The sequence below is a fragment of the Mucilaginibacter sp. genome (assembly GCF_035492695.1).
In the GTDB taxonomy this organism is placed as follows: Bacteria; Bacteroidota; Bacteroidia; order Sphingobacteriales; family Sphingobacteriaceae; genus Mucilaginibacter.
Map to the genome: position 1 here is coordinate 374,139 of NZ_DATJJC010000033.1, position 25,445 is coordinate 399,583.

The 25,445-nt window shown below is 44.9% G+C and carries 28 protein-coding genes and 1 riboswitch; of the genes, 7 read left to right on the top strand and 21 right to left on the bottom strand.

Going from position 1 to position 25,445, the window contains the following annotated elements:
* Positions 1 to 63 precede the first annotated feature (63 nt).
* Entirely contained in the window at positions 64 to 1,464 is a 1,401-nt protein-coding gene (locus VL525_RS21850) for an MBL fold metallo-hydrolase (protein WP_325389718.1), read from the top strand.
* A 106-nt stretch (positions 1,465 to 1,570) separates the two neighbouring features.
* On the opposite strand, the gene VL525_RS21855 is transcribed toward VL525_RS21850, so the two are convergent.
* The 3 genes from VL525_RS21855 to rpe all read right to left on the bottom strand — a co-directional run bounded on the left by VL525_RS21855 (position 1,571) and on the right by rpe (position 4,503).
* Complete coding sequence (locus VL525_RS21855) at positions 1,571 to 2,527, bottom strand: D-2-hydroxyacid dehydrogenase (RefSeq protein WP_325389720.1); 957 nt, start codon at positions 2,525 to 2,527, stop codon at positions 1,571 to 1,573.
* A gap of 84 nt (positions 2,528 to 2,611) precedes the next feature.
* Entirely contained in the window at positions 2,612 to 3,679 is a 1,068-nt protein-coding gene (serC, locus tag VL525_RS21860; protein WP_325389722.1) for a 3-phosphoserine/phosphohydroxythreonine transaminase, read from the bottom strand.
* Positions 3,680 to 3,849: 170 nt separating this feature from the next.
* Positions 3,850 to 4,503 carry a ribulose-phosphate 3-epimerase gene (gene rpe / locus VL525_RS21865; protein ID WP_325389724.1) on the bottom strand — a complete coding sequence of 218 codons (654 nt, stop codon included), beginning with the start codon at positions 4,501 to 4,503 and terminating at the stop codon, positions 3,850 to 3,852.
* Positions 4,504 to 4,609: 106 nt separating this feature from the next.
* Here rpe and VL525_RS21870 point away from each other — a divergent pair, with 106 nt between their 5' ends.
* From VL525_RS21870 to VL525_RS21885, 4 genes are read left to right on the top strand one after another with little or no spacing between them, the layout of a single operon-like run.
* Positions 4,610 to 5,098 carry a DUF4442 domain-containing protein gene (locus VL525_RS21870; protein WP_325389726.1) on the top strand — a complete coding sequence of 163 codons (489 nt, stop codon included), beginning with the start codon at positions 4,610 to 4,612 and terminating at the stop codon, positions 5,096 to 5,098.
* An 11-nt stretch (positions 5,099 to 5,109) separates the two neighbouring features.
* A complete protein-coding gene (locus tag VL525_RS21875; RefSeq protein WP_325389728.1) occupies positions 5,110 to 5,568 on the top strand; it encodes a GNAT family N-acetyltransferase in 459 nt (152 codons plus the stop codon).
* The gene (locus tag VL525_RS21880; protein WP_325389730.1) at positions 5,565 to 6,188 is read left to right on the top strand and encodes a helix-turn-helix domain-containing protein; all 624 of its coding nucleotides are present in this window, start codon (positions 5,565 to 5,567) and stop codon (positions 6,186 to 6,188) included. Before VL525_RS21875 ends, VL525_RS21880 begins: the two co-directional genes overlap by 4 nt.
* A gap of 53 nt (positions 6,189 to 6,241) precedes the next feature.
* Positions 6,242 to 7,621: an MATE family efflux transporter gene (locus VL525_RS21885; protein ID WP_325389732.1), complete on the top strand. Its 1,380-nt coding sequence runs from the start codon at positions 6,242 to 6,244 to the stop codon at positions 7,619 to 7,621.
* On the opposite strand, the gene VL525_RS21890 is transcribed toward VL525_RS21885, so the two are convergent.
* The 5 genes from VL525_RS21890 to VL525_RS21910 are packed head-to-tail and all read right to left on the bottom strand — an operon-like array spanning position 7,618 to position 11,554.
* On the bottom strand, positions 7,618 to 8,520 hold the full coding sequence (locus VL525_RS21890; protein WP_325389734.1) for a histone deacetylase: 903 nt from the start codon (positions 8,518 to 8,520) through the stop codon (positions 7,618 to 7,620). The two genes, VL525_RS21885 and VL525_RS21890, sit on opposite strands and share 4 nt — an antisense overlap.
* Before the next feature lie 5 nt (positions 8,521 to 8,525).
* Complete coding sequence (gene kynU, locus VL525_RS21895; protein WP_325389736.1) at positions 8,526 to 9,812, bottom strand: kynureninase; 1,287 nt, start codon at positions 9,810 to 9,812, stop codon at positions 8,526 to 8,528.
* Between the two features lie 19 nt (positions 9,813 to 9,831).
* Positions 9,832 to 10,458 (bottom strand): DNA-3-methyladenine glycosylase, encoded by a 627-nt coding sequence (locus tag VL525_RS21900; RefSeq protein WP_325389738.1) that lies wholly within the window; start codon positions 10,456 to 10,458, stop codon positions 9,832 to 9,834.
* Complete coding sequence (locus VL525_RS21905) at positions 10,431 to 11,078, bottom strand: alpha/beta hydrolase (RefSeq protein WP_325389740.1); 648 nt, start codon at positions 11,076 to 11,078, stop codon at positions 10,431 to 10,433. Before VL525_RS21905 ends, VL525_RS21900 begins: the two co-directional genes overlap by 28 nt.
* Positions 11,078 to 11,554: a GAF domain-containing protein gene (locus VL525_RS21910; protein ID WP_325389742.1), complete on the bottom strand. Its 477-nt coding sequence runs from the start codon at positions 11,552 to 11,554 to the stop codon at positions 11,078 to 11,080. The genes VL525_RS21905 and VL525_RS21910 overlap by 1 nt, the downstream gene beginning before the upstream one ends.
* A gap of 71 nt (positions 11,555 to 11,625) precedes the next feature.
* Here VL525_RS21910 and VL525_RS21915 point away from each other — a divergent pair, with 71 nt between their 5' ends.
* Entirely contained in the window at positions 11,626 to 11,874 is a 249-nt protein-coding gene (locus VL525_RS21915; protein WP_325389744.1) for a hypothetical protein, read from the top strand.
* 382 nt (positions 11,875 to 12,256) lie between these two features.
* Here VL525_RS21915 and VL525_RS21920 read toward each other — a convergent pair whose 3' ends face one another.
* The 4 genes from VL525_RS21920 to VL525_RS21935 are packed head-to-tail and all read right to left on the bottom strand — an operon-like array spanning position 12,257 to position 16,313.
* On the bottom strand, positions 12,257 to 12,973 hold the full coding sequence (locus tag VL525_RS21920; protein ID WP_325389746.1) for a diphthine--ammonia ligase: 717 nt from the start codon (positions 12,971 to 12,973) through the stop codon (positions 12,257 to 12,259).
* 56 nt (positions 12,974 to 13,029) lie between these two features.
* Positions 13,030 to 13,713: an NAD-dependent deacylase gene (locus tag VL525_RS21925; RefSeq protein WP_325389748.1), complete on the bottom strand. Its 684-nt coding sequence runs from the start codon at positions 13,711 to 13,713 to the stop codon at positions 13,030 to 13,032.
* A 60-nt stretch (positions 13,714 to 13,773) separates the two neighbouring features.
* Positions 13,774 to 14,343 (bottom strand): DUF6580 family putative transport protein, encoded by a 570-nt coding sequence (locus VL525_RS21930; RefSeq protein WP_325389750.1) that lies wholly within the window; start codon positions 14,341 to 14,343, stop codon positions 13,774 to 13,776.
* A gap of 50 nt (positions 14,344 to 14,393) precedes the next feature.
* Positions 14,394 to 16,313, bottom strand: coding sequence for a TonB-dependent receptor plug domain-containing protein (locus tag VL525_RS21935; protein WP_325389752.1), 1,920 nt, complete (start codon positions 16,311 to 16,313; stop codon positions 14,394 to 14,396).
* Between the two features lie 100 nt (positions 16,314 to 16,413).
* A riboswitch (cobalamin riboswitch) is annotated at positions 16,414 to 16,605 on the bottom strand.
* An 86-nt stretch (positions 16,606 to 16,691) separates the two neighbouring features.
* On the opposite strand from VL525_RS21935, the gene VL525_RS21940 reads away from it, so the two are divergent.
* Positions 16,692 to 17,936 carry a serine hydrolase gene (locus tag VL525_RS21940; protein WP_325389754.1) on the top strand — a complete coding sequence of 415 codons (1,245 nt, stop codon included), beginning with the start codon at positions 16,692 to 16,694 and terminating at the stop codon, positions 17,934 to 17,936.
* On the opposite strand, the gene VL525_RS21945 is transcribed toward VL525_RS21940, so the two are convergent.
* From VL525_RS21945 to VL525_RS21985, 9 genes are all read right to left on the bottom strand, one after another.
* Positions 17,926 to 18,252: a hypothetical protein gene (locus tag VL525_RS21945; protein ID WP_325389756.1), complete on the bottom strand. Its 327-nt coding sequence runs from the start codon at positions 18,250 to 18,252 to the stop codon at positions 17,926 to 17,928. The two genes, VL525_RS21940 and VL525_RS21945, sit on opposite strands and share 11 nt — an antisense overlap.
* A 53-nt stretch (positions 18,253 to 18,305) precedes the next feature.
* A complete protein-coding gene (gene rplT / locus VL525_RS21950) occupies positions 18,306 to 18,650 on the bottom strand; it encodes a 50S ribosomal protein L20 (RefSeq protein WP_147032897.1) in 345 nt (114 codons plus the stop codon).
* Positions 18,651 to 18,729: 79 nt separating this feature from the next.
* Positions 18,730 to 18,930: a 50S ribosomal protein L35 gene (rpmI, locus tag VL525_RS21955; RefSeq protein WP_144249261.1), complete on the bottom strand. Its 201-nt coding sequence runs from the start codon at positions 18,928 to 18,930 to the stop codon at positions 18,730 to 18,732.
* Positions 18,931 to 19,013: 83 nt separating this feature from the next.
* Entirely contained in the window at positions 19,014 to 19,583 is a 570-nt protein-coding gene (infC, locus tag VL525_RS21960; protein WP_325389761.1) for a translation initiation factor IF-3, read from the bottom strand.
* A gap of 1 nt (position 19,584) precedes the next feature.
* A complete protein-coding gene (gene thrS, locus VL525_RS21965; protein WP_325389763.1) occupies positions 19,585 to 21,510 on the bottom strand; it encodes a threonine--tRNA ligase in 1,926 nt (641 codons plus the stop codon).
* A 108-nt stretch (positions 21,511 to 21,618) separates the two neighbouring features.
* The gene (locus VL525_RS21970; RefSeq protein WP_325389765.1) at positions 21,619 to 22,641 is read right to left on the bottom strand and encodes an NHL repeat-containing protein; all 1,023 of its coding nucleotides are present in this window, start codon (positions 22,639 to 22,641) and stop codon (positions 21,619 to 21,621) included.
* Between the two features lie 109 nt (positions 22,642 to 22,750).
* On the bottom strand, positions 22,751 to 22,984 hold the full coding sequence (locus VL525_RS21975; protein WP_325389767.1) for a hypothetical protein: 234 nt from the start codon (positions 22,982 to 22,984) through the stop codon (positions 22,751 to 22,753).
* A gap of 54 nt (positions 22,985 to 23,038) precedes the next feature.
* Positions 23,039 to 23,569, bottom strand: coding sequence for a DinB family protein (locus tag VL525_RS21980; protein ID WP_325389769.1), 531 nt, complete (start codon positions 23,567 to 23,569; stop codon positions 23,039 to 23,041).
* Positions 23,570 to 23,591: 22 nt separating this feature from the next.
* Positions 23,592 to 24,320: a (Fe-S)-binding protein gene (locus VL525_RS21985; protein ID WP_325389771.1), complete on the bottom strand. Its 729-nt coding sequence runs from the start codon at positions 24,318 to 24,320 to the stop codon at positions 23,592 to 23,594.
* Positions 24,321 to 25,445: the final 1,125 nt, after the last annotated feature.

The following is a 25,445-nucleotide window of genomic DNA, read 5'->3' on the forward strand; positions in this document are numbered from 1 at the left end:
TAGTTCATAGTATTTTTCAGGTACTTGCTATGAACCATCAACCATGAATCATGAACCAACAGAATGAAATTAACCATCCACGGCGCGGCGCGCCAGGTTACCGGGAGCATGCATTTGCTTGAGGTTGACCAATATAAAATACTTATTGACTGCGGGCTTGATTACGAAAAAGACCGCAGCATACAATCTAATGAAAATTTTCCGTTCGACCCGGCTGAGATAGATGTTGTGGTATTAACGCACGCCCATATTGATCATTCGGGCAACCTGCCTACATTGGTACGTTTGGGTTTTGAGGGACAGATATTGTGCACCCCTGCTACTGCTGATCTGACAGAGCTTTTGCTGCTGGATTCGGTTAATATTTTTATGAATAAGGCTCAGAAAAGCCAGAAGCATAATCGCAAAAGGCGGGGCTACAATCAAAACCAGCAGCAACCTCTGTATCTGCAAAAGCACGTAATGGATACGGTTGAACGGTTTGTAACCATCGGTTTTGACAGGCCCTTCCGCATCAACGGCAATATCGAACTCACGTTTATTCACATGGGCCACTTGCTGGGCGCAGCGGCGGCGGTATTTAATATCAATGAGCACGGCGAAGAAAAAACCATCGCCTTTACCGGCGACGTGGGACGAAAGGGCTACCCGGTACTAAATGATCCCGCAGAATTACCACCGGTAGATTACCTGGTATGCGAATCGACCTATGGCGGCCGCCACCACACCAAAGGAAAAACGGTGGAGGAAGCCCTGATAGAAACAATCGAGCAGGCCTGCATCAAGGAATCGGGCAGGCTGATCATACCGGCATTTAGTATCGGGCGCACACAGTCATTGGTTTATTCACTTAATAAAATATTTAGCCAGGGCCTGCTGCCGCCGGTCAAGGTTTTTGTCGATAGCCCCATGGCTGTTTCGGCCACCGAAATTTTCCGCAAACACCACAGCCTGGTAAATGAGGAAGCGCGCGAATTTTACCAAAAGCAAGGAGATGAATTTGAGTTTGATAACCTGGTTTATACCCAAAACCTGAAGGACAGCCGGCAAGTATCCAATTACTTCGAACCCTGCATCATCATCTCGTCAGCAGGTATGCTGGAGGGCGGCCGCATACAGGACCATTTGTATAACAACATCCAGAATTACTATTGCACCATCCTGTTCATCGGTTATTGCGCTAAAGGTACTTTAGGGAACCGGCTGCTCAGGGGCGACCCAATCGTTCGCATCAAAGACAGGGAATTATCGGTGTATGCCACCATAAAACAAACCGATGTATTGAGCGCCCACGGCGATCACGAGGACCTGATGAACATTGCCCGCCAGCAAGATAAATCGAAACTCAAAAATATCTTCCTGGTACATGGCGAAGATACCAGTATGCAGGCTTTTGCCGAAGGATTGGAGGAAGAAGGTTATACGGTGACAATCCCAGAGAAGGAAGTGAGTTATATATTATAAACGCTAAAAAGTTGTCATGCTGAACGTAGTGAAGCATCTATTGACAATAACTGCCGTGTAGATTCTTTGCTGCGTTCAGAATGACAACTCTTGATTTGGGCCGTTTTTATGGATTATGCCTGAAATGCTCTATAATGAGTCCCGCCAATTCGACACCTATCCTTTCCTGCGCCTCGTTAGTTGCAGCGCCGATGTGCGGTGTCAGTGAAATTCTAGGGTGATTCAGTATTTCCGGGCGTGGCGTAGGTTCGTTATCGAATACGTCCAAAGCAGCAAAAGAAACCTGTCCGCTGTTCAATGCATCTATCAGGGCCAGTTCGTCTATCAATCCGCCACGGGAGATATTTACCAACCCCACCCCTTTTTTGGTGCGGGCCAGTTCAGCAGCGCCAAACAGAGCTTTGTCAATAAATGGGGTGTGCAGGGTGATAAAGTCAGACTCCCTGATCACTTCTTCCAGCGTAGCAACCTTTACTTTGGCATGTACAACAATGCCGCCACCCAGAATAACTTCCACATTCGGTATAAACTCGTACAGGTCGTAAGCGATCACATCCATTCCAACACCCAAAGCAATTTTAGCCACTTCGCGACCGATACGGCCAAAACCTACAATGCCTAAAGTTTTACCGCGCAGTTCAACGCCTTTGGCATAAGCCTTTTTCAAATCGTTAAATTTGGTTGCTCCCTCAACAGGCATCTTGCGGTTGCTGTCCGGCAGAAAACGAACGCAGCCCCATAAACTGGCAAAAACCAGTTCGGCAACAGATAAAGACGACGATGCCGGAGTATTGTAAACGCTAATGCCCTTTGATTTGGCATAGTCCACATCAATGTTATCTACACCTACGCCACCACGTCCTATCAGTTTCAGGTTAGGGCAAGCATCTATCAGTGCCGTTCGCACCTTAGTAGCGCTACGCACGGTAATGGCATCGTATTCCTGTAATTTAACAGGCAGCTCATCCTGTGGTATGTTTTTGGTGTCAACAAAAAAACCGGCATCTTCCAGCATTTGCTTGCCTATCGGATCGATGCCATCATTGGCTAATATCTTTATCATGGGTTGTTAGTGATTAGTTATCCGTGATTAGCGATTAGTTAACCGGTGATTCCTAATCACTAATTAACTAACCACTGGTCACTATTATTTATTATTCTCCTGGAATTCCTGCATCGCATCTATCAGCACGTGTACGCTGGTAATTGGCAGTGCGTTGTATATGGACGCCCTGAAACCACCTACACTCCTGTGGCCCTTTATGCCAACAATACCCTTTTCATCGCAGTATTTAAGGAATGGTTTCTCATGCTCCGGATTTTCAACCACAAAACAAACATTCATGTGTGAGCGGTCCTCAACTGCACAAACCCCTTTGAACAGCGGGTTGCGGTCGATCTCGGTGTAAAGCGCCTTTGCTTTTGCAATATTGTCTTGTTCTATGCCGGCTACACCGCCTTTAGCTTTCAGCCAGCGCAGCGTTAGCATTGATACGTAGATAGCAAAGCATGGCGGCGTGTTGTACATCGAGCCACCCTCAATTTGTACCTGGTAATTGAACATTGAAGGTATCTTGCGGTCCACTTTTCCCAGGATGTCATTCTTAATAATAACCAGGGTAACTCCCGCAGGGCCCATATTTTTTTGCGCTCCGGCGTAAATCAGCCCAAAATCCGACACATCAACCTTACGGCTGAAAATATCCGACGACATATCGCAAACCACTGGTATAGGCGATTTGAAAAACTCTTTCATCTGTGTGCCGTAAATGGTGTTGTTCGATGTGATATGAATATACGCGGCATCCTTCGGAATAGTAAAGTCTTTAGGTATATAGGTAAAGTTGCTTTCCTTAGCAGTTGCTACAATTTCAACCTGGCCAAAAAGTTTTGCTTCCTTTAGTGCTTTGTTGGCCCAAACGCCGGTTTCAACATAGGCAGCTTTGCCCCCATCGGGCAGCAGGTTATAAGGCGCCAAAGCAAACTGTGAGCTGGCGCCGCCCTGCATAAACAAAACCGAATACCCTTCGGGAACATTAAAAAGCTCTTTTACCAGCGAAACGGCCTCGTCAAGAACAGACTCGAATTCAGCCGAACGGTGCGATATTTCCAGTATGGATAATCCTGTTCCGTTGAAATTCAAGACGCCTTCAGCAGCTTGCTTTAATACTTCGTGTGGCAAAATGCCGGGACCGGCACCGAAATTGTGTTTCATAACTTTTTGTTTGATGTTTATTGGTTCATTGACAAATTTATCAGTTAGCCGGGGCTAAGTTAGTCAAATTGTTAATGTTTGTGGGGATTATTTGCAATATTTTTATCACAATTTGCTATTTTATTAACAATAGTTTGTAAACAAAGAGTGATAGGCGGTTAGTAGTTTTGTTAATGGGGGTGCTTCAGTGTCTTTATCGCGGCAACGGGATTTTTTGCCGAAAATACCGAATTGCCCGCTACCAGCACATTGGCCCCGGCATTGATCAGTTTAAGAGAATTGCTTTCGTCCACCCCGCCGTCTACTTCAATGTACAATTTTGCGTTGCGCCCCGAACTCATTTTTTTTAACTCACGCAATTTTTTATAAGTGTTGCCTATAAATTTCTGGCCGCCAAATCCGGGGTTGACCGACATGATCAGCACCAGGTCGAGGTATTCAATAATGTCTTCAAGGAATCCAACCGGCGTGTGCGGATTCAGGGCCACGCCAGCTTTGCACCCCAGGTATTTTATAGCATTTACCGTGCGGTTCAAATGCGGGCAAGCTTCGAAATGAACAGTAATACCGCTGGCGCCTGCTTCCTTAAAGCGTTCGAGATACCGGTCAGGGTCCTGTATCATCAGGTGCACATCCAGCGGCTTTGCAGCATGCTTTTTCGCGACCTCGACAATAGGGAAGCCGAAAGAAATATTAGGGACGAACATACCATCCATGATATCAACATGTATCCAATCGGCTTCACTTTGATTCAGCATTTCAATATCGCGTTGAAGGTTCCCGAAATCTGATGCTAAGATGGATGGAGAGATGAGGTGGTTCATGCGTCAAATATAAAGATTGTGTCTGTAAAAAATACTTTGTTAAGAATTTGAACTAATTATCAACGGTACTTAATGTTTATACAGAATTTTCTGATATTTAGCCGTCATGGTTGTTTCAGAAAATGTATTGAAATGGGCAATGCGGCTCTATCCCCCCCTGTTTTTTCAACGCATTTGGGTTGTCCGGTTCGATAAGGATTTTCGAGGTGTTAAAGTAAAAATTAACAAAAGCCTGATCAACAATAACTACAATAACTCCATATTTGGCGGTACTATTTTCGCAGCTGCTGACCCTTTTTACCCCTTGCTCTTTCACCAGGTGCTGACGCATAAAGGGTACAAAGTACGCGTGTGGATGAAATCAGCAGCTATCCAATATCTGAAGCCGGGACGCAAGGACCTGTTCTTTACCATCAGCATTGCGGAAACGGAAATTGAAGAAGTGCAACAGGTACTAAAAAGCGGTGAAAAGTATATCAGGGAACACCCGGTAACCATGTACGACCGGGACGGCGAACTGTGCGTGGAAATGACATGCGAAATATACATTCGTAATTTAAATCAGTCTGAAACTAAAGACAGTGTATCTATCTGATGAAAGTGATCATGAACGATAAATTCTTCCAGGATAAAGGTTATATCATATCCACCGACAAAAGCTTTATTGATTTTGACGCGGTTTATAATTACCTTGAGAACGAATCTTATTGGGCCAAAGGCATTACAATCGAAAGGCTTAAGAAAGCGATCGATAATTCGATGTGTTTCGGAATTTATAAGGACGGAAAGCAGGCCGGTTTTGCCCGTGTGGTAACAGATAAGGCTACCTTTGCCTATGTTTGTGATGTGTTTGTACTCGACGCCCACCGGGGACTCGGCCTCTCAAAATGGCTGATGCAAACCATCCGGGAATATCCGGAGTTAAAGGGTTTGAGACGTTGGTCGCTGGCAACATCGGATGCGCATGGGTTATACCAGCAATTCGGTTTTGTACCACTCAGTAAACCTCAAAATTGGATGGAAGTTTATACACCTTACGCGCAAAACCAGGGAGACGGAAAATGAATATCAAAAAGACAATATTTGAGGGTGAAGGTGTAACACTTGATTTCAAAAAAACTATAACCAGTTGCGAGAAGATAGCCAGAACCATGGTATCCTTTGCCAATAACAAAGGCGGCAGATTATTAATAGGTGTAGCCGACGATGGTACCATAAAAGGCGTAAAATCTGAGGACGAAGAACGTTATATGATAACCCGGGCGGCGCAAATGTTCTCAAAACCAGCTCTTGAACCTAAGTTTGAAGAGATTTATGTAGACGATAAAATGGTACTGGTGGTGGAGATACCAGAAAGTGATACCAAACCCCATTATGCCCTGGCCGAAGATGGCAAGTGGTGGGTGTATGTGCGTGTGAAAGACAAAAGTGTGCTCGCCAGTAAGATAGTGGTTGATGTATTGAGGCACCAGGCAGATAGCAAAGGCGTGCTGATAGAATATTCAACCAATGAAAAGGCACTGCTGCAATACCTTGATGAAAAGCAGCGCATTAATGTGCAGGAATACTGCAAGCTATTAAAGCTTAGTAGGCGCAGTGCACAGCGCATTTTAGTGAATATGGTGCTATCAGGCGTGCTGCGTATTCATACCACCGAAAAAGAGGAGTATTATACCGCTGCCTGACAATCAGTCACAACCTAAATTGTTATTTTTGCTCCCTGCCCTGAGATCAAGCAATGAAAAGTTTTTACCAAAAATATAAACCATATTATGGCCAAAGCCTTGTGCTTGCTGTACCTGTGGTGATATCGCAGATGGGGCATACTTTGGTGCAAACTGCGGATAGTATTATTATCGGGCATTTTGCAGGTACTGTTTCATTAGCGGCTGTATCATTAGTTAACAGCATTTTTGTTATCGGGCTGGTTATCGGTTTAGGTGTGTCCTATGGTATTACCCCGCTTATCGCACAAAGCAACGGGCGAAACGATCATAGCGAATGCGGGCAATTGCTGTCCAATAGTTTGCTTATCAATAGCATTACCGGCGTAGTATTATTCCTTTTTATCAGTTTCGGCACTATGCAAATGATCGGTCATCTCGACCAGTCGCCCGAAGTTGTACGGCAGGCACGGCCTTATTTGTTCCTGATGGGGATCTCACTTGTGCCCCTGCTCATTTTTAATACATTCAAGCAGTTTGCAGAGGGTCTTGGGTTTACTAAACAGGCGATGGTAATATCCATAGCGGGCAATATTCTCAACGTATTATTAGGGATCACTTTTGTGAAGGGACTTTTCGGCATAAAACCAATGGGCATCAGCGGTGTAGGTTATAGTACACTTATCGACCGTTGCAGCATGGCTTTTGTTATGGCCTTATACGTCTTTCGCTCCAAAAACTTTAGAAGCTATTTGAAACATTTCGCCTTAAAGAATATTGACCGCCTGCGGTGTGCGTCGATTCTCAAGATAGGGACGCCAGTTGCTTTGCAGTATGTATTCGAAATAAGCGCCTTCAGCGGAGCAGCAATTTTGATTGGCACTATAAGTCCGGTTGCCCAGGCGGCACACCAAGTAGCTATAAACCTGGCGGGTTTAACCTATATGGCGGCAAGCGGAATAGCGGCGGCGGCGGCAATCAAGTCTGGAAACTTTTTCGGTGCGAAGCAGCACCGCGACCTGCGCCTTTCAGCCATATCAAATTATCATATCGTCATTGTTTTTATGTCGATGACAGCGCTCTTATTCTCCTTCGGCAACCATCTTTTACCCTGGATGTATACCTCAGACAACCAGGTAATAGTTATTGCAGCACAGCTGCTTATCATTGCAGCTTTCTTTCAGTTGTTTGATGGCACACAAGTGGTGGGTCTCGGTATTTTGCGCGGTATGGGCGATGTAAATGTGCCCACTATTATAACGCTCATCGCTTACTGGATTGTGGGTCTGCCCGTTGGTTACCTGCTCGGTATACAATTCAAAATGGGCGTAACCGGCGTTTGGTACGGGTTGGTTTTAGGGTTGCTTACCTCTTCGCTTTTGTTATTTATCAGATTTCAATCCATCAGCAGGAAACACCAGGTAAAGCAGGAAATTATCATCGCACAGGATTAAAAGTACAGATCATGCGCCAGGCGATAAGTATTGCAATGCGCCTCGACAATCGCCTTAATATCCGCTGAATAACCGCCGCCCATGCTTACCTGTACCGGGATTTGATGCCCTTTACAGGCTTCTAATACCAGACGGTCGCGCTCGCGGCAGGCTTCCATGCTTAGGGCCAGCTTACCCAGTTTATCCGTCTTAAGCACATCAACTCCCGACAGGTAAAATATAAAGCCGGGCTTTTGCCGTTCGATAAGGCCGGGTAAGGTTTGTCTTAAAATAGCAAGGTAATCATCGTCACCTGTCCCATCGGCCAATGGAATATCCAGGTCTGATCGTTCTTTGCGGTAAGGAAAATTATTGGCGCCATGCATAGAAAAGGTGAAAACCCGCGGCTCATTTTCAAATATCTGCGCTGTGCCGTTACCCTGGTGTACATCTAAATCAATAATTAAGATAGATGATGCCAATTTATTATTTAATAAATAGTTAGCAGCAATAGCCTGGTCATTTAGCAGGCAGAAACCTTCGCCCCAATGGGTTCCGGCATGGTGGGTGCCCCCGGCCACATTAAAGGCAATGCCATATTCAAAAGCATAGCGACAGCCGTCTATTGTCCCCTTAGCTATCCTGATCTCCCGCTCAACCAATTCTGCTGATAAAGGAAAGCCAATGCGCCGTGCTTCTTTAGCGGGTAGTGTGAGGTCGCGGAGCTGGTGCCAATAGGTTTTATCATGTGTCCAAACAATTATTTCTTCTTCCAAAGGTTCAGGTGAGAAAAGATTTTCATGGCTGATGATGCCTTCGTGGAGCAATTGTTCCGGTATCAATTCGTATTTCAGCATCGGGAACCTATGTCCTTCGGGTAAAGGATGGGCGTAAATTGGGTCGTATGCGATCTTAAGCATAATAATTATCCCAGGGCAGCCAAAGACTCGCCTAACAGTTTTGAAGCGCTGTAAACGTCTTTAAACGTATTGTAAAGCGGCACCGGGCTCAGCCTGATCACATCCGGCTCGCGCCAATCGCCTATGACGCCGTTTTTCGTCAGATGGTCAAACGTCTTCTTTCCATCCCGTTTGCAAATCACAGAAAGCTGGCATCCCCGCCAATCAGGGTCATTTGGTGTAATGATCTTGAACAATTCTTCGCCATGCTTTTGGTTGATCTGCCCTATAAGATATTCCAGGTAACCGGTCAGCAAAAGGCTTTTTTTCCGTAATTTCTCTAATCCGCCGGATTTTTCAAATATATCCAGCGCCGCTTTATGTGCAGCCATCAACAATATCGGGCTGGTACTTACCTGCCAGCCCTCGGCCCCGCGTGCCGGTACAAAGCCGGATGTCATCAAAAACCGTTTACCCACACCATAGCCCCACCAGCCGGCAAAGCGTTTCAGTTCCTTATTCTCAAAATGTTTTTCGTGCACGAATATACCGCTTATACCACCCGGACCCGAATTCATGTATTTATAGGAACACCAGCAGGCAAAATCGGCACCCCAGTTATGTAATTCCAAAGGCACATTACCCGCAGCATGCGCCAGGTCGAAACCACAATAGGCGCCCGCCTTATGTGCGGCTTCAGCAATGGCCTTCATATCGAAAACCTGCCCGGTATAATAATTGATGCCACTGAAAAGCACCAAAGCCAGTTCATCCGCATTTTTTTTAATTGCAGAAAGGATGTCTTCAGTCCTCAAAATATACTCGCTTTCACGAGGGAACACTTCGATAATAGCGTCTTTCGGATCAAAACCATGAAAATTAACCTGGCTTTCAACGGCATATTGGTCGGACGGAAAAGCTCCGCCTTCCATTAATATTTTATACCTTTTACTGTTTGGTTGATAGAAACTTACAAGCAATAAATGAAGATTTACTGTAAGTGAATTCATGATGGTTACCTCTTCCGGTTTTGCCCCTACAATAGCAGCCAGCGGCAACTTCATTTGCTCATGGTAAAGCAGCCACGGGTCATCGTTGTTGAACCAACCCTCCACGCCATGTTGTTGCCAGTTACCTAACTGCTTATCCAAATATTGCGTCACTGTTTTTGGCTGCAAGCCTAACGAATTCCCGCACAGGTAAATGACATCCTGCCCATTATGCTGCGGGATCAAAAACTCATTACGGAAATCTTTCAGCTCATCTTGCGCGTCCAGGCTTTCGGCAAATTCAAGGGTAGGCTGGTAATTCATAAATCAATATTACGAAGAATTATTTATTGGGCTTGCTGACGTAAATATTCCCTTTTACATAAAACCGGTACGGCAGCAGCGCGTCCTGGCCGGCATAAGCGACGCCAATTCGGGGTACGGCAGCAATTTGATCATCCCCGAACTTCAGCCCTCTGTCTTCTATCCAAAGTGTGTCACTTTGCAAGCTTATGCCATTCAGCTTGCGGTTTATTCCAAGCGCTTTGGCAACAGACCCAGGCCCGGCGGTGATGTTCGGCTTTAACTTATCCATACCGCGACGTAGTAATATCGATTCAATTCCTTCAGTTGGTTCAATCGCGCGGATCAGTATCGCCTGGGCATGGCCCTCTGTTGATGTCACTACGTTTAGCATTTCGTGAATGCCATAACACAGGTAAATGTAAGCGATGCCGCCTTCTTCAAACATGATCTTAGTGCGTGGTGTAAGGCGGTTCTCGTAAGCGTGTGATGCTTTATCAACTGCGCCGTTGTATGCCTCTGTTTCAACAATATAGCCGCCGGTAATTAAACCATCGATACAGGTAAATAAATACTTGCCAAGCAGATCTTTGCTGATGGCAACCACGTCGGTTCCGAGGTAATAGGATTGTGGTAATTTCAAAGCGGTAGTATATTTTTCAGCCATTGGTTGATTTCCTTTGCGCGGTTCAGGATCATAATATGGGTGCCCTCTTTTATGATGGTTGCGTCCTTCACTCGTTTATAGGGAAATACCTTATCCTTATCGCCGTGAATATGGTAAACATTTTCGGGAATGGTTTGATTCTCCCAATGCAAAATAGCACCGATTGCCCATTTTGCAAAGCGGGGTGGTGTATGTTTTAGCATGTCGATAAATAGCCATTGGTCTTCTGCTGACATCTGGCCCATCACCACTTTTACAAATATCCCTAATCGCCCTATCAGGCCACGTGGCATTAATTTATAAAGTGGAAAGCGCCGGTACCATTTAAAACTTTTCGGCATTTCCTCGGCTGTTTTGATGCTTGAAATAAGTATCGTCTTACCGAGGTTGATCTTTTTAGCTATTTCTATAGCCAGCATCCCTCCCAGCGAATTGCCAATGACTATCGAACCGGAGGTTATATGATAATGATCGATCAATTTTTGAGCATAGGAGGCTAATGTGTCGTTTCTATCTGGCTCTATCCACCCTATGTTTACTAAATCATACCCGGCAAGGTCAATGTTTTTATATATCCGGCAGTCGGCGCCAAGGCCGGGTATAAGGATTACCTTGCTCATTAAAAATTGATCAATTTAACTATCTGCTCCAGGTATTTAGCGTCTGTTTCGTCAAAATAATCAAGATGCTCGCTGTCCACATCCAGTACGCCAACCACTTCGCTGCCCCTGAAAAGCGGCAGCACGATCTCAGACCTGGAAAGAGAACTGCAAGCGATATGGCCCGGAAAAGCCTCTACATCCGGAACAATTAATGTTTTTTCTTGCGCCCATGATGCGCCGCAAACGCCTTTTCCTTTGCTTATACGGGTACAGGCCACCGGACCCTGGAAAGGGCCAAGGACCAGTTCACCATCCTTCACCAGGTAAAACCCAACCCAAAACCAGTTAAACTGTTCCTTCAGCGCAGCGCAGGTATTCGCCATGTTGGCAACCACATCGGATTCGCCGTAAAGCAAAGCCTCAATTTGCGGTATCAGCGATTCATATTGCGCTTTCTTATCCGTTGAACGGATGATGGTTAGATCTTCGGCCATGTAACAAAAGTAAATAAGCGGCGCGGAATTTTGATAACGGCAATCTCATAAATTAGTAAATTCGGCGCATCATGAGAATCATCGCCGAACTGCCGCACCCCGAGTTTAAAATATCCATCCTGAACATGAATCAAAAATTCATTGTGAAGATAGAACAGGGCACCTTCGAACAAAGCTACAAGATACCGGAGATGGATTTGACTGATGGCGTGAATAGTGTGTTTGAGGTGTTGGATGAAGCTTTCCTGAAGACGGTAGCCGCCCGGTTTGCCGAGATGCGTAAAGATTATAAGGATGCCTATTTTAGGTATAACTATTAATTTATATAATCTATATAAATATCTGTAATTTAGTATATTATAAATTTTATTACAACAAGGCCAAATTTTATTTGGTCGTAAAGTGTGCCTTTGCATATCCGCCAGGCTATTTTATGCCCTACAAGCAAATAAGGCATACTTAAACTTTTTATTTAAAATTTAATAGCTAATAATCTGACATATAAGTTATTGTAATTTGTTAAGGTGGCTAAACAGAATATTATTTTGCGAAGATTTTTACCTTAAAATGATAGCTAAAATAAGATTAAGGACTTTTTTAAAACAATTAAGACTATTCGCGGTTGACTTTGTTACCAGTTATAAGTTCAAAAACTTATAGGTTTTGTAAGCTCTCAACTTCGCGTTAAGGTTGGGAGCTTTTTTATGCCGGCAGCAGATCGCAATACCAAAACCCTGCCGGCTTTTCCGGGGCCAAAGAAAAACAAGTATCGTCAGCATTTTTTGGAGCGGCGTATTCGCGGAACACCTTCTCTCCTGTTCTGAAGGGAATTTCCTGTTTGAATATAGGCCCTCTGAAAGCAAATGTGTGAAACTCGCCGTTCTCACCGCACACATCTACATCGTCGGGTAACGACATAATAAGTTCCTGTGTTATCTCCTTCCCTACGATCCTTTCCAGCCGGTCCTGCGTACAGGCTATCACCGTTTCAAAACCCAGGTCAAAAAATTCGTTTATTAATTGAGTAGTATTGCGTTTCCACAGCGGGTAAATACCAGTCATCCCCACCTCAGCTAATCTCGCATCACGATAACTCTTCAGATCCTCTAAAAATATATCACCGAATATGGTGTGGGTAATGCCCTCAGCCTGAAAGCGTTCCATTGAGCTTCTCATGACAGCATCGTATTCTTTCATACCCGGCATCTCGGGCAAGCGCACCTGGTAAAGCGGAATACCGATGCTTTCGGCCTGTTTTTTCAACAATTCAACCCTCACCCCATGCATGGATATGCGGTCGGCAGCATCGTTTATGGTGGTTACAAGATATTTTATGTCGAGTTCCGGGTCGCGCAAACAATGATATAATGCCAGTGAGCTATCCTTACCACCGCTCCAGTTGAAAATGCACTTTTTCATAATTATTGATTTAATGAATTACTGAATTATTGACTCGTACTGTTTAGGATTATTGATTAATCATTCAATAATTCGGAAACTAAAAGCGGTACCCCTACCGTGGCCTTTTCCTCTATCTTAATAAACTTGTCCGATGGCATATAAGGTATTTTAGGGTCGACGATATATTTCGGCACTTGTCTGGGCACATAATTAACTAGCCCGGCAGCCGGGTACACCGCCAGCGACGAACCTACAAGAATAAAAATATCCGCCATCATACATTCTTTTGCCGCTTCTTCAATCATCGGCACAGCCTCGCCAAACCAAACCACATGGGCGCGCAATTGCGAGCCTAATTCGCATAGCTCTCCCATCTTCAGCTCCCAGCCCTTTATAGGATACGTCAGGTTAGCGTTTTTATCCGACTGTGAGCGCGTTATAATGCCATGCAGGTGCAACACCTTACCCGAACCGCCGCGTTCGTGCAGATCGTCTATATTTTGGGTGATAATGGTCACATCGTATTTTTGTTCCAGTTCGGCCAAAGCTTTATGGGCAACGTTCGGACTTGCCTCCAAGACCGTTTTACGCCGCTGGTTATAAAACTCCTGTACCAATTTGGGATTGCGTTGCCAGGCTTCGGGTGTGGCTACGTCTTCAACATTGTAGCCTTCCCACAATCCATCGCTGTCGCGAAATGTTTTGAGCCCGCTTTCTGCACTAATGCCGGCGCCTGTTAAAACGACGATCTTTTTCATTTTGTTGCCAAACAAAAAAAGCGACTATTAGTCGCTTTTCAATTTCTAATATTTTAATATTTATAAAGCGATCTCTCTTTTGCTGCGCAGAAAAGTGTACTTGCTTTTGGCCAGTTCAAAACCGCCGAACAGGATGGCACAGAACACGATATCGCCAAAAAGCATATTCTTTTCGAAGGGTATGGCTGCCACCAATGATTGTCCATAACCTGCGAAAGTATGCGGGTACAGGTTGCCAAGCGGCAGATCGGTAAGTAACCAGTGCAGTACAACAGCTGATAACGATGCTACGGTAACATTCATTACATTCGCCTTTTTAATGAAAGTACCCATAAACACAGCGACAATAAAAAATACATAGACCATGATCGAACTACTGTCGATTATTTGCCATGTCCCGCTGTAAAAGTGGTTCAGGAATATGTCACTCACAAAAAGAGCGATCAACGGTACCACGTAAGCCTTCCACCTATCGGTAAAATAGGCGCCGCCAAACAGCGCCATAGCGCCGATAGGGCTAAAATTACTTAATACATAAGGATACCTGGCGCTCACAAGGCGAAAAGCCCCGGCAGCAATGATCATCAGGATGAGTATTGTATTTCTTGTGTTTACTTTCTGTAGTGTCATGATCTTATTTGAAGCGTAAAATTAAGTAATAATCCGTTTAAACAAAACTCTTAATTGATTTGATACCTTAAACCTGCCATAAAATTTGTGCCGCGGGTGTTGTAGCCAAGCCAATCAGTATATTTTTCATTAAATACGTTTTTAAGATCACCAAAAACAGCCAGTTTTTTGCATGCCTGCCATTGCACGTGTGCATCCACCAAATTGTAATGTTTTAATGTGGCGTTGGTTGACGGAAATGTAGAAAAATCCTGGTCTACCCTGTCACCGGTATATTTGTAGTTTAGGCCGATGGATAAAGTCTTTATAACCTTGTAATTTACATTCGCCCCGAAAGTGTTTTTTGGCCTGCGGTAAAGGATGTCCGAACGTGTTCCGTCGGCATTAGTTAAAGCCCCGGTTACATGCGCTACATAGGCAGATGCCGTGATATTCGGCAGGTTTAAGGTCAATTCACTTTCGTAGCCCTTGTCATTTTCTTTTGAACCGTTCTCGTATTTACCATAAGGTGGGTCGGGCAATGAATTAAAATAGATCACATCTTTAGTATCGCGCTTATAAAATACAGTGTTAAATGTCAATACGTTATTGATGATGGTCCAGTCAAAGCCCGCTTCGTAAGAGGTCGTCGTTTCAGGTTTTAGTCCGATGTTGCCATATTGGGATGATAACTGGTATAACGAAGGTGCTTTGAACGCAGATGCAATCGTGCCGAATATCTTCAGCTGATCAGCCACGAAAAAGGACGGATTGATGGTATAAGTAAAATTATCGCCGTACTTACTGTAGTGGTTATACCGCCCTCCTAATTCCATGTGGAAGATGTCCGATTTAAAGAATAGCGATGTGTAGGCACTGACAATGTTGTTATTTACCGATTGTATCGTATCATAGTTGCTCAGCTGGTGCGTACTGTTGTACCGGAGATCGGCGCCACTGGTAATATCAAAATATTTGCCCAGGTTATCAGTAAAAACAAGCTCTGCATTGGTTATACGGCCAATATTACCTGCATGATAATATGATTGGAAATTGGCGTCGTTAGGCAGGTCGTTATAGTGGTTCCACACGGTATTCTGGCTAACGTTTAAATTCAGCGCACCTTTGTCAACAAGTAATTTTGCCCCCAGCCCGCCGAAAAGAAAAGTGTTTGCATAAGTGTAATTCTGATCGTCAGTAAAAGCTCCGTAAGGCAGATGGCCCTTGTTATAACTTGTTTGCAGGTTGCCGTTGAGGGAGAATTTATCCGTAACCTTTTGGGTAAGGTTTAAACTCAACGAACGCTGGTGAAAATCATCCTTCCGGAAATTTCCATTGCCCGTAGTATCTGTTGCCCCCGCAAAACCCCTGGAGTCGGCATTGGATAAATTAAGCGCGATACCCGTATTATTAACATTGCCGTTCAACCCCACCGATTCATTGAAAGTGTTGTAACTTCCGCCAACCAGTTGTACAGATGCTTTTACACCCTGCCCTTTGGCATGTTTGGTGATGATATTGATCACTCCGGCAACGGCGTCGGAACCATAAAGCGTCGACCCGCTGCCTTTTAGTATTTCAATATGGTCTATCTGATCGACGGGAAATGCATTAAGATCATAGGTGCCGTCGATACCTGATGCATTGCTGACAGGGAAGCCATCGACAAGGATAAGTGTATTACCGCTTGAAGCTCCGCGCAAGTAAACAGCGGATGATATACCAGGCGCGTTTTCCGAACCCGAAAAGGTAAGTCCTGGCACCGTATTCAAAAGCTGTGGCAGCGTTTTTCCCTGGGAGCGGCTGATCTGGTCGGGTGTAATAACGGTAACAACGCGGCCGATATCCGATAATTTTTTGGGTGAACGCGTAGCGGTCACCACAACATTGTTGAGTACCCGGGTGGTGTCCTGGGCGTAGACTGCCATACTAAGCAGCCCCAATTGTACAAGCCCCAGGCCCGCGACAATTCTGAAGTAATTTTTTTTCATGTTGTTGTGAGTTTAATCCCACAGCATACAGAAATGGAAAGTTTGGAATGGAAACGCCGGAAGCGGCTTTCACATTCAAGCTTCAATCCCCGAAAGCTATGAATAGTTCTGTGCTATGGCAGGTCTTCTGACTTACTCCCCTGGGCCCGGCCTTCCCATCCGCTGTATAGCGGGCAGTGGCAATGAATGGGCTTTGGTTTTGGAGCTTACAGCTGCGGGACAGTCCCGGATTTACACCGGATTCCCTTTTAATCACGGGTATTAGCCGTGAACCAAAAGCGTTGCAAATGTAGATTTTGGATTTGGGAAATACAAGTTGATTAGTTGAATGCTTGATTTATCGAAAAATTGTAACTTGATCGACCCAATCAATCACCAATGAAATTTTATTTGACCATATTATTCTCCATTTTCTGCCTCTCTTCTATGGCCCAGCAACCTAATACTATCTTTCTGAAAAACCTGCTTGAATCGCATCGCGATCTGTTCGAACATATTTTAAATCACCCCACGCATAACGAAGTCCAGATATTATACACGCAGATTGACCGTGATGAGCATAATGTGCCGCATTTTAAATCGTACAGCTACAGGCTGAATGCCAATCACTACTTCTACCCTGCCAGCACGGTAAAACTACCCACGGCAATATTTGCGCTCGAGAAATTGAATGAGCTAAATGTCAAAGGACTGGACATGAAGTCGGTTATGATAACAGACAGTGCCTTTGCGGGACAAACCAAAGTCACTAAAGATTCAAGTTCAAAAAGCGGGTTGCCCAGTATTGAGAATTACATTAAAAAGATATTGCTGGTAAGCGATAACGATGCATATAACAGGCTTTACGAATTTGTTGGGCGCGGGGAGATCAATCAAAAGTTAAAGAAGTATGGGCTGAACGATACCCGCATCGTCTGCAGGCTGGCCATCGGCGACCGGGGCGAGAGCACCAAACACACCAACCCGGTCAATTTTTACAACAAAGGCAAACTGGTTTATCAAAAACCGGCTTTGTACGATCCGAATGAATACCCGCAAACGCCTGAACACATGATCATGGGGAAAGGTTACGTGGATAAGAACGATAAATTGATGATGGAACCTTTTGATTTTTCGAAAAATAATACCTACCCGCTTGCCGATCAGCAAATGGTGCTGAAACGATTGTTATTTCCTGAAACTTTTTCGAAAGACCAGCGATATAATCTTACAGACGATCAGTATAAGTTTATTTACAAGTACATGAGCATGTGGCCGACCGAAAGCAAATACCCAACTTACAGCCCACCCGAATATTATCCTGCTTATTGCAAATGGCTGTTTTATGGGGGCGATAGCTTGGCGGTTATTAACCCGCATATCAGGATATTCGATAAAATAGGCGACTCGTACGGGTATAATATCGACAACGCTTATATCGTCGATTACAAAAACAAGGTTGAGTTTATGCTTTCGGCCGTGGTGCAGTCCAACGATAACGACATTTATAACGACAATAAGTACGAATATAAAACGGTTTGCCTGCCTTTCATGAAAAACCTGGCGCAGACTATTTACCAACTGGAGTTAAAACGGGAAAAGAAGTATGTACCGGATTTGAAAAAATTAAAGTTTAGCTACTAACCGGCTTTTTGACGCTTTGCAGGATACTTCTAAAAGTTTCACGACCGATTATCCCGATAATCACCCCATTTACTTGCACTGAAATATTATCCTGGTTCTTTATTAACTGCAATCTGCCTTTAAATAAATGCGCCACTTCAGCCTGTAAAAAATTCTTGAAATCTTTATCCTTTACCTTATGACAAACCCATTCAGTATCACCGTTAAAGACGATGAGCCGCAGTCCCGCACTTCGAGGCTCGATATTAAAAAAACAGGAGGCGTTAAGTCTTAACTTGTTCACAACCAAATATAATAAAACAAAAAGACCCGCCATTTGGCAGGTCTCTTTTTATATTTCCATTGTTCGTGTCCTCACAAACAATCAGCTTACTTTACGGCATCAACAACTGCTTTAAAAGCATCGGGATGATTCATCGCCAGGTCAGCTAAAACCTTACGGTTCAAACCGATCTCTTTAGCGGCTAACTTACCCATTAACTGTGAGTAAGAAATTCCGTGCTGGCGAGCACCTGCATTGATACGCTGGATCCATAAGGCCCTGAATTCTCTTTTCTTGGTCTTACGGTCGCGGTAAGCGTATTGTAAACCTTTTTCTACTGTGTTTTTTGCAACGGTATAAACCTTGCTGCGCGAACCCCAATAACCTTTGGCGAGGTCCATCACTTTTTTCCGGCGTCTTCTCGACGCTACTGCGTTAACTGAACGTGGCATTTTTTTTGATTTTTGGTAGTGGGTGTCAGTTAGCTACTGATCTTACAAACCCGAATACCTGGTTTTAAAATTTGTTAATTTACTTACCGATAGCAAGCATACGCTTTACGTTGCCCATATCCGCATCAGACACAAGGCTGGTGTGGGTAAGGTTGCGCTTACGTTTAGTCGACATCTTAGTTAAGATGTGGCTTTTGTATGCGTTCTTTCTTGCAATTTTACCGGTTCCAGTAAGCTTGAAACGCTTTTTAGCACTGGAATTGGTTTTCATTTTTGGCATAACTCTATTTGTTTTGTTTAGATATTTACGTTTCTCAACGTTTTATTTTCATTCATACATCAGCGTATAAACGCATCCGCACATTATTTTTTCGCTCCCTTGGAGGCTACGGTCAAAAACATCCTTTTGCCTTCCAGTTTTGGTAATTGTTCCACTTTTCCTACTTCTTCCAAGGCTTGCGCAAAGCGCAGCAGCAAAATTTCACCTTGTTCTTTGTAGACGATCGCACGGCCCTTGAAGTGGACATAAGCCCTTACCTTTTCGCCCGACTCCAGGAATTTGATGGCATGTTTCAATTTGAAATCAAAATCATGGTCATCTGTATTCGGCCCGAAGCGTATTTCTTTGATAACCGTTTGTTTGGAATTGCTTTTTATCTCCTTCAGCTTTTTCTTCTGCTCGTAGATAAACTTGTTATAGTCTATCACCTTGCATACCGGCGGAACAGCGTTCGGCGATATCTCAACAAGGTCCAGCTCTTGCTCTTGAGCTATAGCCAAAGCATCCTTTAAGCTATAAATTCCCTGTTCCACATTGTCGCCGGTTAGACGTACTTCAGTAGCCCGGATGAATTGATTAATATTGTGTTCAGCTTCCTTTTTCTTAAAAGGCGGCCTTGGACCTCTGTTGAAATTTGGTTTGTTTAATGCCAAGTTATACGGTTATTTCTTTTATTATTTGTTTCTTAAATTCTTCAATCGTCATACTTCCCAAATCGCCCTGACCGTGTTTGCGTACAGAAACTAGGCCTTCGGCAGCTTCTTTTTCGCCCACAATCAGCATGTAAGGGATTTTTTTGACTTCAGCATCGCGTATTTTACGCCCGATTTTCTCGTCTCTAAAGTCAATTAGCCCGCAAATATCGGAATCTTTTAATATATCAGAAAGTTTTTTTGCATATTCTTCATACTTTTCTGATATCGGCAGGATAGTAAATTGTTCCGGCGACAGCCATAACGGGAAATTACCGGCACAATGCTCTATTAATACAGCCACAAAACGCTCCAACGAGCCAAATGGTGCACGATGGATCATTACCGGGCGGTGCTTTTGGTTATCGCTTCCGGTGTACTCCAGTTCAAAACGTTCGGGCAGGTTGTAATCAACCTGGATAGTACCCAACTGCCATTTACGGCCAAGGGCATCCTTTACCATAAAATCGAGCTTAGGGCCGTAAAAAGCCGCCTCTCCCAACTCAACAACAGTCTTTAGGCCTTTTTCATCAGCAGCTTCGATGATAGACCGTTCAGCCAATGCCCAATTCTCGTCGGAGCCGATATACTTGGCCTTATTTTCCGGATCACGAAGTGATACCTGCGCGGTGTAATCATCAAAGCCCAAAGCGGAGAATACATACAGCACAAGGTCTATTACTTTTTTAAATTCTTCCTTTACCTGGTCGGGGCGGCAGAATAAATGCGCGTCATCCTGTGTAAACCCACGAACGCGTGTTAATCCATGCAATTCGCCGCTTTGCTCGTAACGGTAAACGGTACCAAATTCAGCATAGCGTACCGGCAGGTCCTTGTAACTCCGTGGTTTGGTTTTGTATATCTCACAATGGTGCGGGCAATTCATCGGCTTAAGGAAAAACTCCTCTCCCTCCTGCGGCGTTTGTATCGGCTGAAAGCTATCCTTGCCATATTTTTCGTAATGACCGGAAGTGACGTATAGGTTCTTGTGTCCAATATGCGGCGTTATCACCTGCTCATATCCCGCCCGAACCTGTGCTGTCTGCATAAAACGCACCAAACGCTCGCGCAGGGCGGCTCCTTTTGGCAGCCATAACGGCAGACCCATACCTACTTTTTCCGAAAAGGCAAATAGCTCCAATTCCTTACCTAATTTGCGGTGGTCGCGTTTTTTTGCTTCTTCAATTAAATGCAGGTAGTCCGTCAGCTCACTTTGTTTCGGGAAAGTAACCGCATAAATACGGGTTAGCTGTTTGCGTGTCTCATCACCCCGCCAGTAAGCACCGGCAACATTCATCAGCTTTACAGCTTTTACAAAGCCTGTATTGGGTATATGCGGACCTCGGCACAGATCGGTAAAATTGCCCTGGCTATAGAACGTTATCGAACCATCAGGCAGGTCTTTGATCAGGTCCAGCTTATATTCGTCGCCTTTTTCGGTAAAATATTCAATGGCTTCAGCTTTACTAACTGGTTTGCGGATATACTCCTCGCGATTTTTAGCCAGCTCCAGCATCTTATCCTCGATCTGTTTAAAATCGTCCTGGGAAAAAGCCCTGTCGCCAAAATCCACATCGTAATAAAAACCTGTTTCGATAGCCGGGCCAATACCGAACTTAGTACCAGGATATAAAGCCTCAAGCGCCTCGGCCATTAAGTGGGCCGACGAATGCCAAAAAGTAGCCTTGCCATTGGTATCGTTCCAGGTTAGTAATTTTACTGCCGAATCGTGCTCGATTGGGCGGCTTGCGTCCCAAACCTGCCCGTTTACCTCGGCTGCTAATACGTTTCGTGCTAAACCTTCGGAGATCGACACCGCGATCTGCATGGAAGTGGTTCCCTTGTCGTACTGACGAACGGAACCGTCAGGAAGTGTAATGTTAATCATCTACAACTATGATCTAATTTTCAAAAAGTAATTTATTCGGTCAACTACAAAGTGACCTTGAATTAATGCAAAGCTAACAAATATTTCGGATACGACAGGTTTAAGGGCTTATGGGGTAACAATTCTAATCCTGTTGTTATTGTAATCCGCCACGGCCAGCCGGCCAAATCCGTCGACAATAACCCCCAAAGGTGTATTGAACTGTGCTGTAATTAAAGGCCCGTCAACAAATCCTAAGGTGCCGGTTCCGGCGTAGGTGATTTTTGTTCCTGTATCCGATATCCACTGGATGGTGTTGTCGACAGCGGAATAATAAATGTTTCCTCCCCCATCTGTTGCCAACCTGGTGGGCCCCTTTAAACCACCGGCGTAAGTGCTTACCTGGCCGGATGTTGTTATCATACGGATATCATTGTTTGCTGTTTCAGCAACGAAAAGGTTCCCGGTTTGATCGATTGTGAGCCCGGAAGGGTTACGAAACGAGGCCTGGCCTGGCGCTCCATCTCCCGACCCTGGCGTGCCGCTTCCGGCAAAAGTGCTGACAGTACCGCCCGAAGTTATTTTCCTGATAACATGGTTGCCGTAATCGGCTACGTAAATATTTCTTGATTTATCCACAGCCAACCCGTTAGGCAGGGAAAACTCTGCCGATGCAGCAGTGCCGTCTTTATACCCTGCTGTGCCGTCACCTGCATAAGTGGTGACATTGCCATCAACCCCTATTTTCCTGATCACATGGTTACCCGCATCAGCCACATATACATTACCGACATTATCAATTGCTAATCCTTGCGGTCCGTTAAATTCAGCCTTTGCTGCTGCATCATTTTTAAAGCCCGCTGTACCATCGCCTGCGAAGGTGGTTACATTTCCGCCGGCATCTATTTTACGGATAACATTGTTACCCTGGTCCGATACATATAAATTTCCGTTCAGGTCTAAAGCAAGATCGACTGGTCCATTAAATTCGGCCGAGCCTGCCCCACCGTTTTGCAACCCCGGGGTGCCGTTGCCTGCATAGGTGGAAACGCCGCTGGTAGGCGTCGGCGTAACATCAGGGCTTTTGCTTTTGCCGCAGCCAAAAAAAGTTAATGCTGAAATTGCACAAATGATAGTTGCTTGTCTTTTCATAAAATAGGTTACGAAAAAATGGCCGTTGTTGTAACAAAACCCGGCACGATTAATTAATATTTTCTTTAAATATACGTTTTAGACCCTGAGATATTGCTGTAAGCCATCTCTATTCACTCCGCCATTTTTTATGATAATTTTCTCTTACATACCGGCTGATGTAGGTACTCAACCCACTACCCTGTTTTGCGAGTTCTTTCATCTTCCTGATATGGCGGCTACCCGGCTTTTCTTCGTCGTACAAATAGTACCAACCCTCGTTAAACAGTACGGTTATGCTATGGTCATCAAAGGTATAGGCCGACACGCCTGTATCATGTCCATCTTCGCTGTACCTGTGCATATTTGTGGTAACCCGCATAAACAGATCACCACAAAATATCTGCCAGCCAAACCGTCAGGCCAGGTACTTATCTTTTATCAGGTTCAGATGATGTAGTTCATGCCCGGCTATGTGATAAGCCAAAGCGCGTACAGTAGCATCATTAAAAGTACCCGTGCCATGCCCCATGCGCATCAGCGAGTCTTCGGGTAAGCCGTTGAATAAAGCTATTGTCGACTTTCTCACCGCCTCATACTCCTCAAAGATATTATCCAGTTCCCGGTTATCAGCTTCAGACAGCGCAGCATAACTATCCTGGTCAAAGCCGATGAGGTTATTTTGTTCGCCACGCGCAAAACGTAAAGCCCGGTATGCAAATATGCGCTCATCGTCCACAATATGCACCAGTGTCTCCTTAATGCTCCACTTTCCGGGTGCATAGCGGTGATACAACCTCTCTTCAGGCAGCGAATAAATTAATTCCTTTACCTCCAAAAAATTATCCCAAAGATGTTTCAGTATAAGTCCATCTGCCGGCAGCAGCTTCATGTACATGATGGCATAAGGCGGATACTCGCCCGGTTGCGGCGGCGGTATTATTCTCATATCAAACCGGTGTGATCCCAAATCATACATTCCCCCACCCATGTGCCAGTACATCGGCCAGGTGCATGGTTTTAATAGGGAGGTTGTTTTTATCGATATAGCCCTGCAAATGCATCAGGCAGCTGGTATCGGTGGATATAATATACTCCGCCCCGGCAGCCAGCGCGTTGTCAACCTTTTGTTGTGCCATGGCGGTTGATATTCCCTCAAACTTTACAGCGAAAGTGCCGCCAAAGCCACAGCAGGTCTCGTTATCGTTCAGGTCGACCATTTCGAGCCCTAAAACTTTACTCAGCAATTGGCGGGGTTCGGCTTTGATATGGCATTCCCTTAACCCGCTGCAACTATCGTGGTAAACAGCACGACCGTCCAGCTCGGCGCCGAAGTAATCAAATTGCAGGATGTTCACCAAAAAGTCCGAAAGCTCATAAATATTGCCCTGTATGGCGCGGCACCTGTTATGCAGCGTGGTGTTGGTGAACAGGTCGTTATAGTAATTCTTCACCATACCGGTGCACGACGCCGAGGGCGTAATGATGACGCTTTCTTCCGAAAAACCTTTCAAAAACTTATTCCCAACTTCTTTGGCCTCGTCCCAGAAACCAGCATTAAAGGCAGGCTGACCGCAGCACGTTTGTTCGGTATTATAAGTAACCGTGCAGCCCGCTTTTTCCAAAACCTTTACCGTGTTCCATGCCGTATCGGGGTGCAGCTGGTCCATAAAGCAGGGTATAAATAATTCAATTTTCATTTGGGCGCTAATTTGGCAAAAAGTTACGAGTTGTAGGTAATCAGTTATCAGTTTTAATTAGGCATCGCAAACCATCCACCACTCACCTATTGACCATTCACCTCCATACACTAAGTGTTCACGCCACCGCCGCTTGCCAAACATGCCTCTTATTCAACTAATTGATTATCAATGCATCCAAAAATCGCCAACCCCAAAAAGTGCCCCATTTTTAACATTTTCGTGAACACTTGGCGGTGGTGATTGGTGATGGGTTATTTGTGATTAGTTATTTCACCCGTTGTCTGTGTCCCTACAGACAACAACCTCTGACAAAACACTGTCACCACTTTCCCCAAATCATTGCCGTATCTTTATATTTAGCTGTGAATGTCAATGGTCAATGGTCAATGGTGAATAGTCAATAGTCAATTCCCGCTCTCCAATCGTCTTTTAGTGATTGTGGTAGAAAGAGAAGTCCCGCAATATATTATCCGTATTATTCCCTCAGCTTATTGTTGTGCGTGCTGAAAATCAATGTGGGCACCCATCAGCGCTCGGGGCAGAGGACCAAAAAGGGTAGGCCTGACAGAAAAGCGGGCCGGGGTAAAGGCGTGAATGACGGTTTAGCTTTTGCTATGCGCGGAGCGCTACAAAAGCGTAAAGAACCGGCAGAGCGGGCTGAAGCTTTTTTCTGTCTTGATTTTTGCGCTACTTTGGATCAAGCCAAAGTAGCTAGCCTCCGCGGCAATGAGCGGGGGTAAACTCTTCAATTAAACGAAAGCCGTTCTCCTTGACTGGTACAATTCAGTCCGCTGGCCAGCGGATCGTGCCACCATAACGGCCTAAACCTGTCACGCGTATAAGATTCTTCACTGCGTTCAGAATGACAGGGTGTGTGAAGACTGCGCGGCATGCCGATAGCTATTGGGAGAGCTGGGTGATTCCTTCATTTTTCAATAAATACTTACTTAACCCAAAACCTACAACCTTCTAACGACAATGAACCACACCTCCGAACGCCCCCTCTTCATCGAACAGATCCGCGCCGAATCAGGCTCACGGCCGCCGTTGCGTCCGGCACGCCGACCTAAACCTGCCCTGCCCCCGCTCGAGCCCAGCGACGCCCACGAAGTGTTTACCGTT

Coding starts and splice junctions, on each gene's coding strand:
- VL525_RS21850 (WP_325389718.1), top strand. CDS start 64: ATGAAATTAACCATCCACGGCGCGGCGCGCCAGGTTACCGGGAGCATG.
- VL525_RS21855 (WP_325389720.1), bottom strand. CDS start 2,527: ATGATAAAGATATTAGCCAATGATGGCATCGATCCGATAGGCAAGCAA.
- serC (WP_325389722.1), bottom strand. CDS start 3,679: ATGAAACACAATTTCGGTGCCGGTCCCGGCATTTTGCCACACGAAGTA.
- rpe (WP_325389724.1), bottom strand. CDS start 4,503: ATGAACCACCTCATCTCTCCATCCATCTTAGCATCAGATTTCGGGAAC.
- VL525_RS21870 (WP_325389726.1), top strand. CDS start 4,610: ATGGTTGTTTCAGAAAATGTATTGAAATGGGCAATGCGGCTCTATCCC.
- VL525_RS21875 (WP_325389728.1), top strand. CDS start 5,110: ATGAACGATAAATTCTTCCAGGATAAAGGTTATATCATATCCACCGAC.
- VL525_RS21880 (WP_325389730.1), top strand. CDS start 5,565: ATGAATATCAAAAAGACAATATTTGAGGGTGAAGGTGTAACACTTGAT.
- VL525_RS21885 (WP_325389732.1), top strand. CDS start 6,242: ATGAAAAGTTTTTACCAAAAATATAAACCATATTATGGCCAAAGCCTT.
- VL525_RS21890 (WP_325389734.1), bottom strand. CDS start 8,520: ATGCTTAAGATCGCATACGACCCAATTTACGCCCATCCTTTACCCGAA.
- kynU (WP_325389736.1), bottom strand. CDS start 9,812: ATGAATTACCAGCCTACCCTTGAATTTGCCGAAAGCCTGGACGCGCAA.
- VL525_RS21900 (WP_325389738.1), bottom strand. CDS start 10,458: ATGGCTGAAAAATATACTACCGCTTTGAAATTACCACAATCCTATTAC.
- VL525_RS21905 (WP_325389740.1), bottom strand. CDS start 11,078: ATGAGCAAGGTAATCCTTATACCCGGCCTTGGCGCCGACTGCCGGATA.
- VL525_RS21910 (WP_325389742.1), bottom strand. CDS start 11,554: ATGGCCGAAGATCTAACCATCATCCGTTCAACGGATAAGAAAGCGCAA.
- VL525_RS21915 (WP_325389744.1), top strand. CDS start 11,626: ATGAGAATCATCGCCGAACTGCCGCACCCCGAGTTTAAAATATCCATC.
- VL525_RS21920 (WP_325389746.1), bottom strand. CDS start 12,973: ATGAAAAAGTGCATTTTCAACTGGAGCGGTGGTAAGGATAGCTCACTG.
- VL525_RS21925 (WP_325389748.1), bottom strand. CDS start 13,713: ATGAAAAAGATCGTCGTTTTAACAGGCGCCGGCATTAGTGCAGAAAGC.
- VL525_RS21930 (WP_325389750.1), bottom strand. CDS start 14,343: ATGACACTACAGAAAGTAAACACAAGAAATACAATACTCATCCTGATG.
- VL525_RS21935 (WP_325389752.1), bottom strand. CDS start 16,313: ATGAAAAAAAATTACTTCAGAATTGTCGCGGGCCTGGGGCTTGTACAA.
- VL525_RS21940 (WP_325389754.1), top strand. CDS start 16,692: ATGAAATTTTATTTGACCATATTATTCTCCATTTTCTGCCTCTCTTCT.
- VL525_RS21945 (WP_325389756.1), bottom strand. CDS start 18,252: ATGGCGGGTCTTTTTGTTTTATTATATTTGGTTGTGAACAAGTTAAGA.
- rplT (WP_147032897.1), bottom strand. CDS start 18,650: ATGCCACGTTCAGTTAACGCAGTAGCGTCGAGAAGACGCCGGAAAAAA.
- rpmI (WP_144249261.1), bottom strand. CDS start 18,930: ATGCCAAAAATGAAAACCAATTCCAGTGCTAAAAAGCGTTTCAAGCTT.
- thrS (WP_325389763.1), bottom strand. CDS start 21,510: ATGATTAACATTACACTTCCTGACGGTTCCGTTCGTCAGTACGACAAG.
- VL525_RS21970 (WP_325389765.1), bottom strand. CDS start 22,641: ATGAAAAGACAAGCAACTATCATTTGTGCAATTTCAGCATTAACTTTT.
- VL525_RS21975 (WP_325389767.1), bottom strand. CDS start 22,984: ATGCACAGGTACAGCGAAGATGGACATGATACAGGCGTGTCGGCCTAT.
- VL525_RS21980 (WP_325389769.1), bottom strand. CDS start 23,569: ATGAGAATAATACCGCCGCCGCAACCGGGCGAGTATCCGCCTTATGCC.
- VL525_RS21985 (WP_325389771.1), bottom strand. CDS start 24,320: ATGAAAATTGAATTATTTATACCCTGCTTTATGGACCAGCTGCACCCC.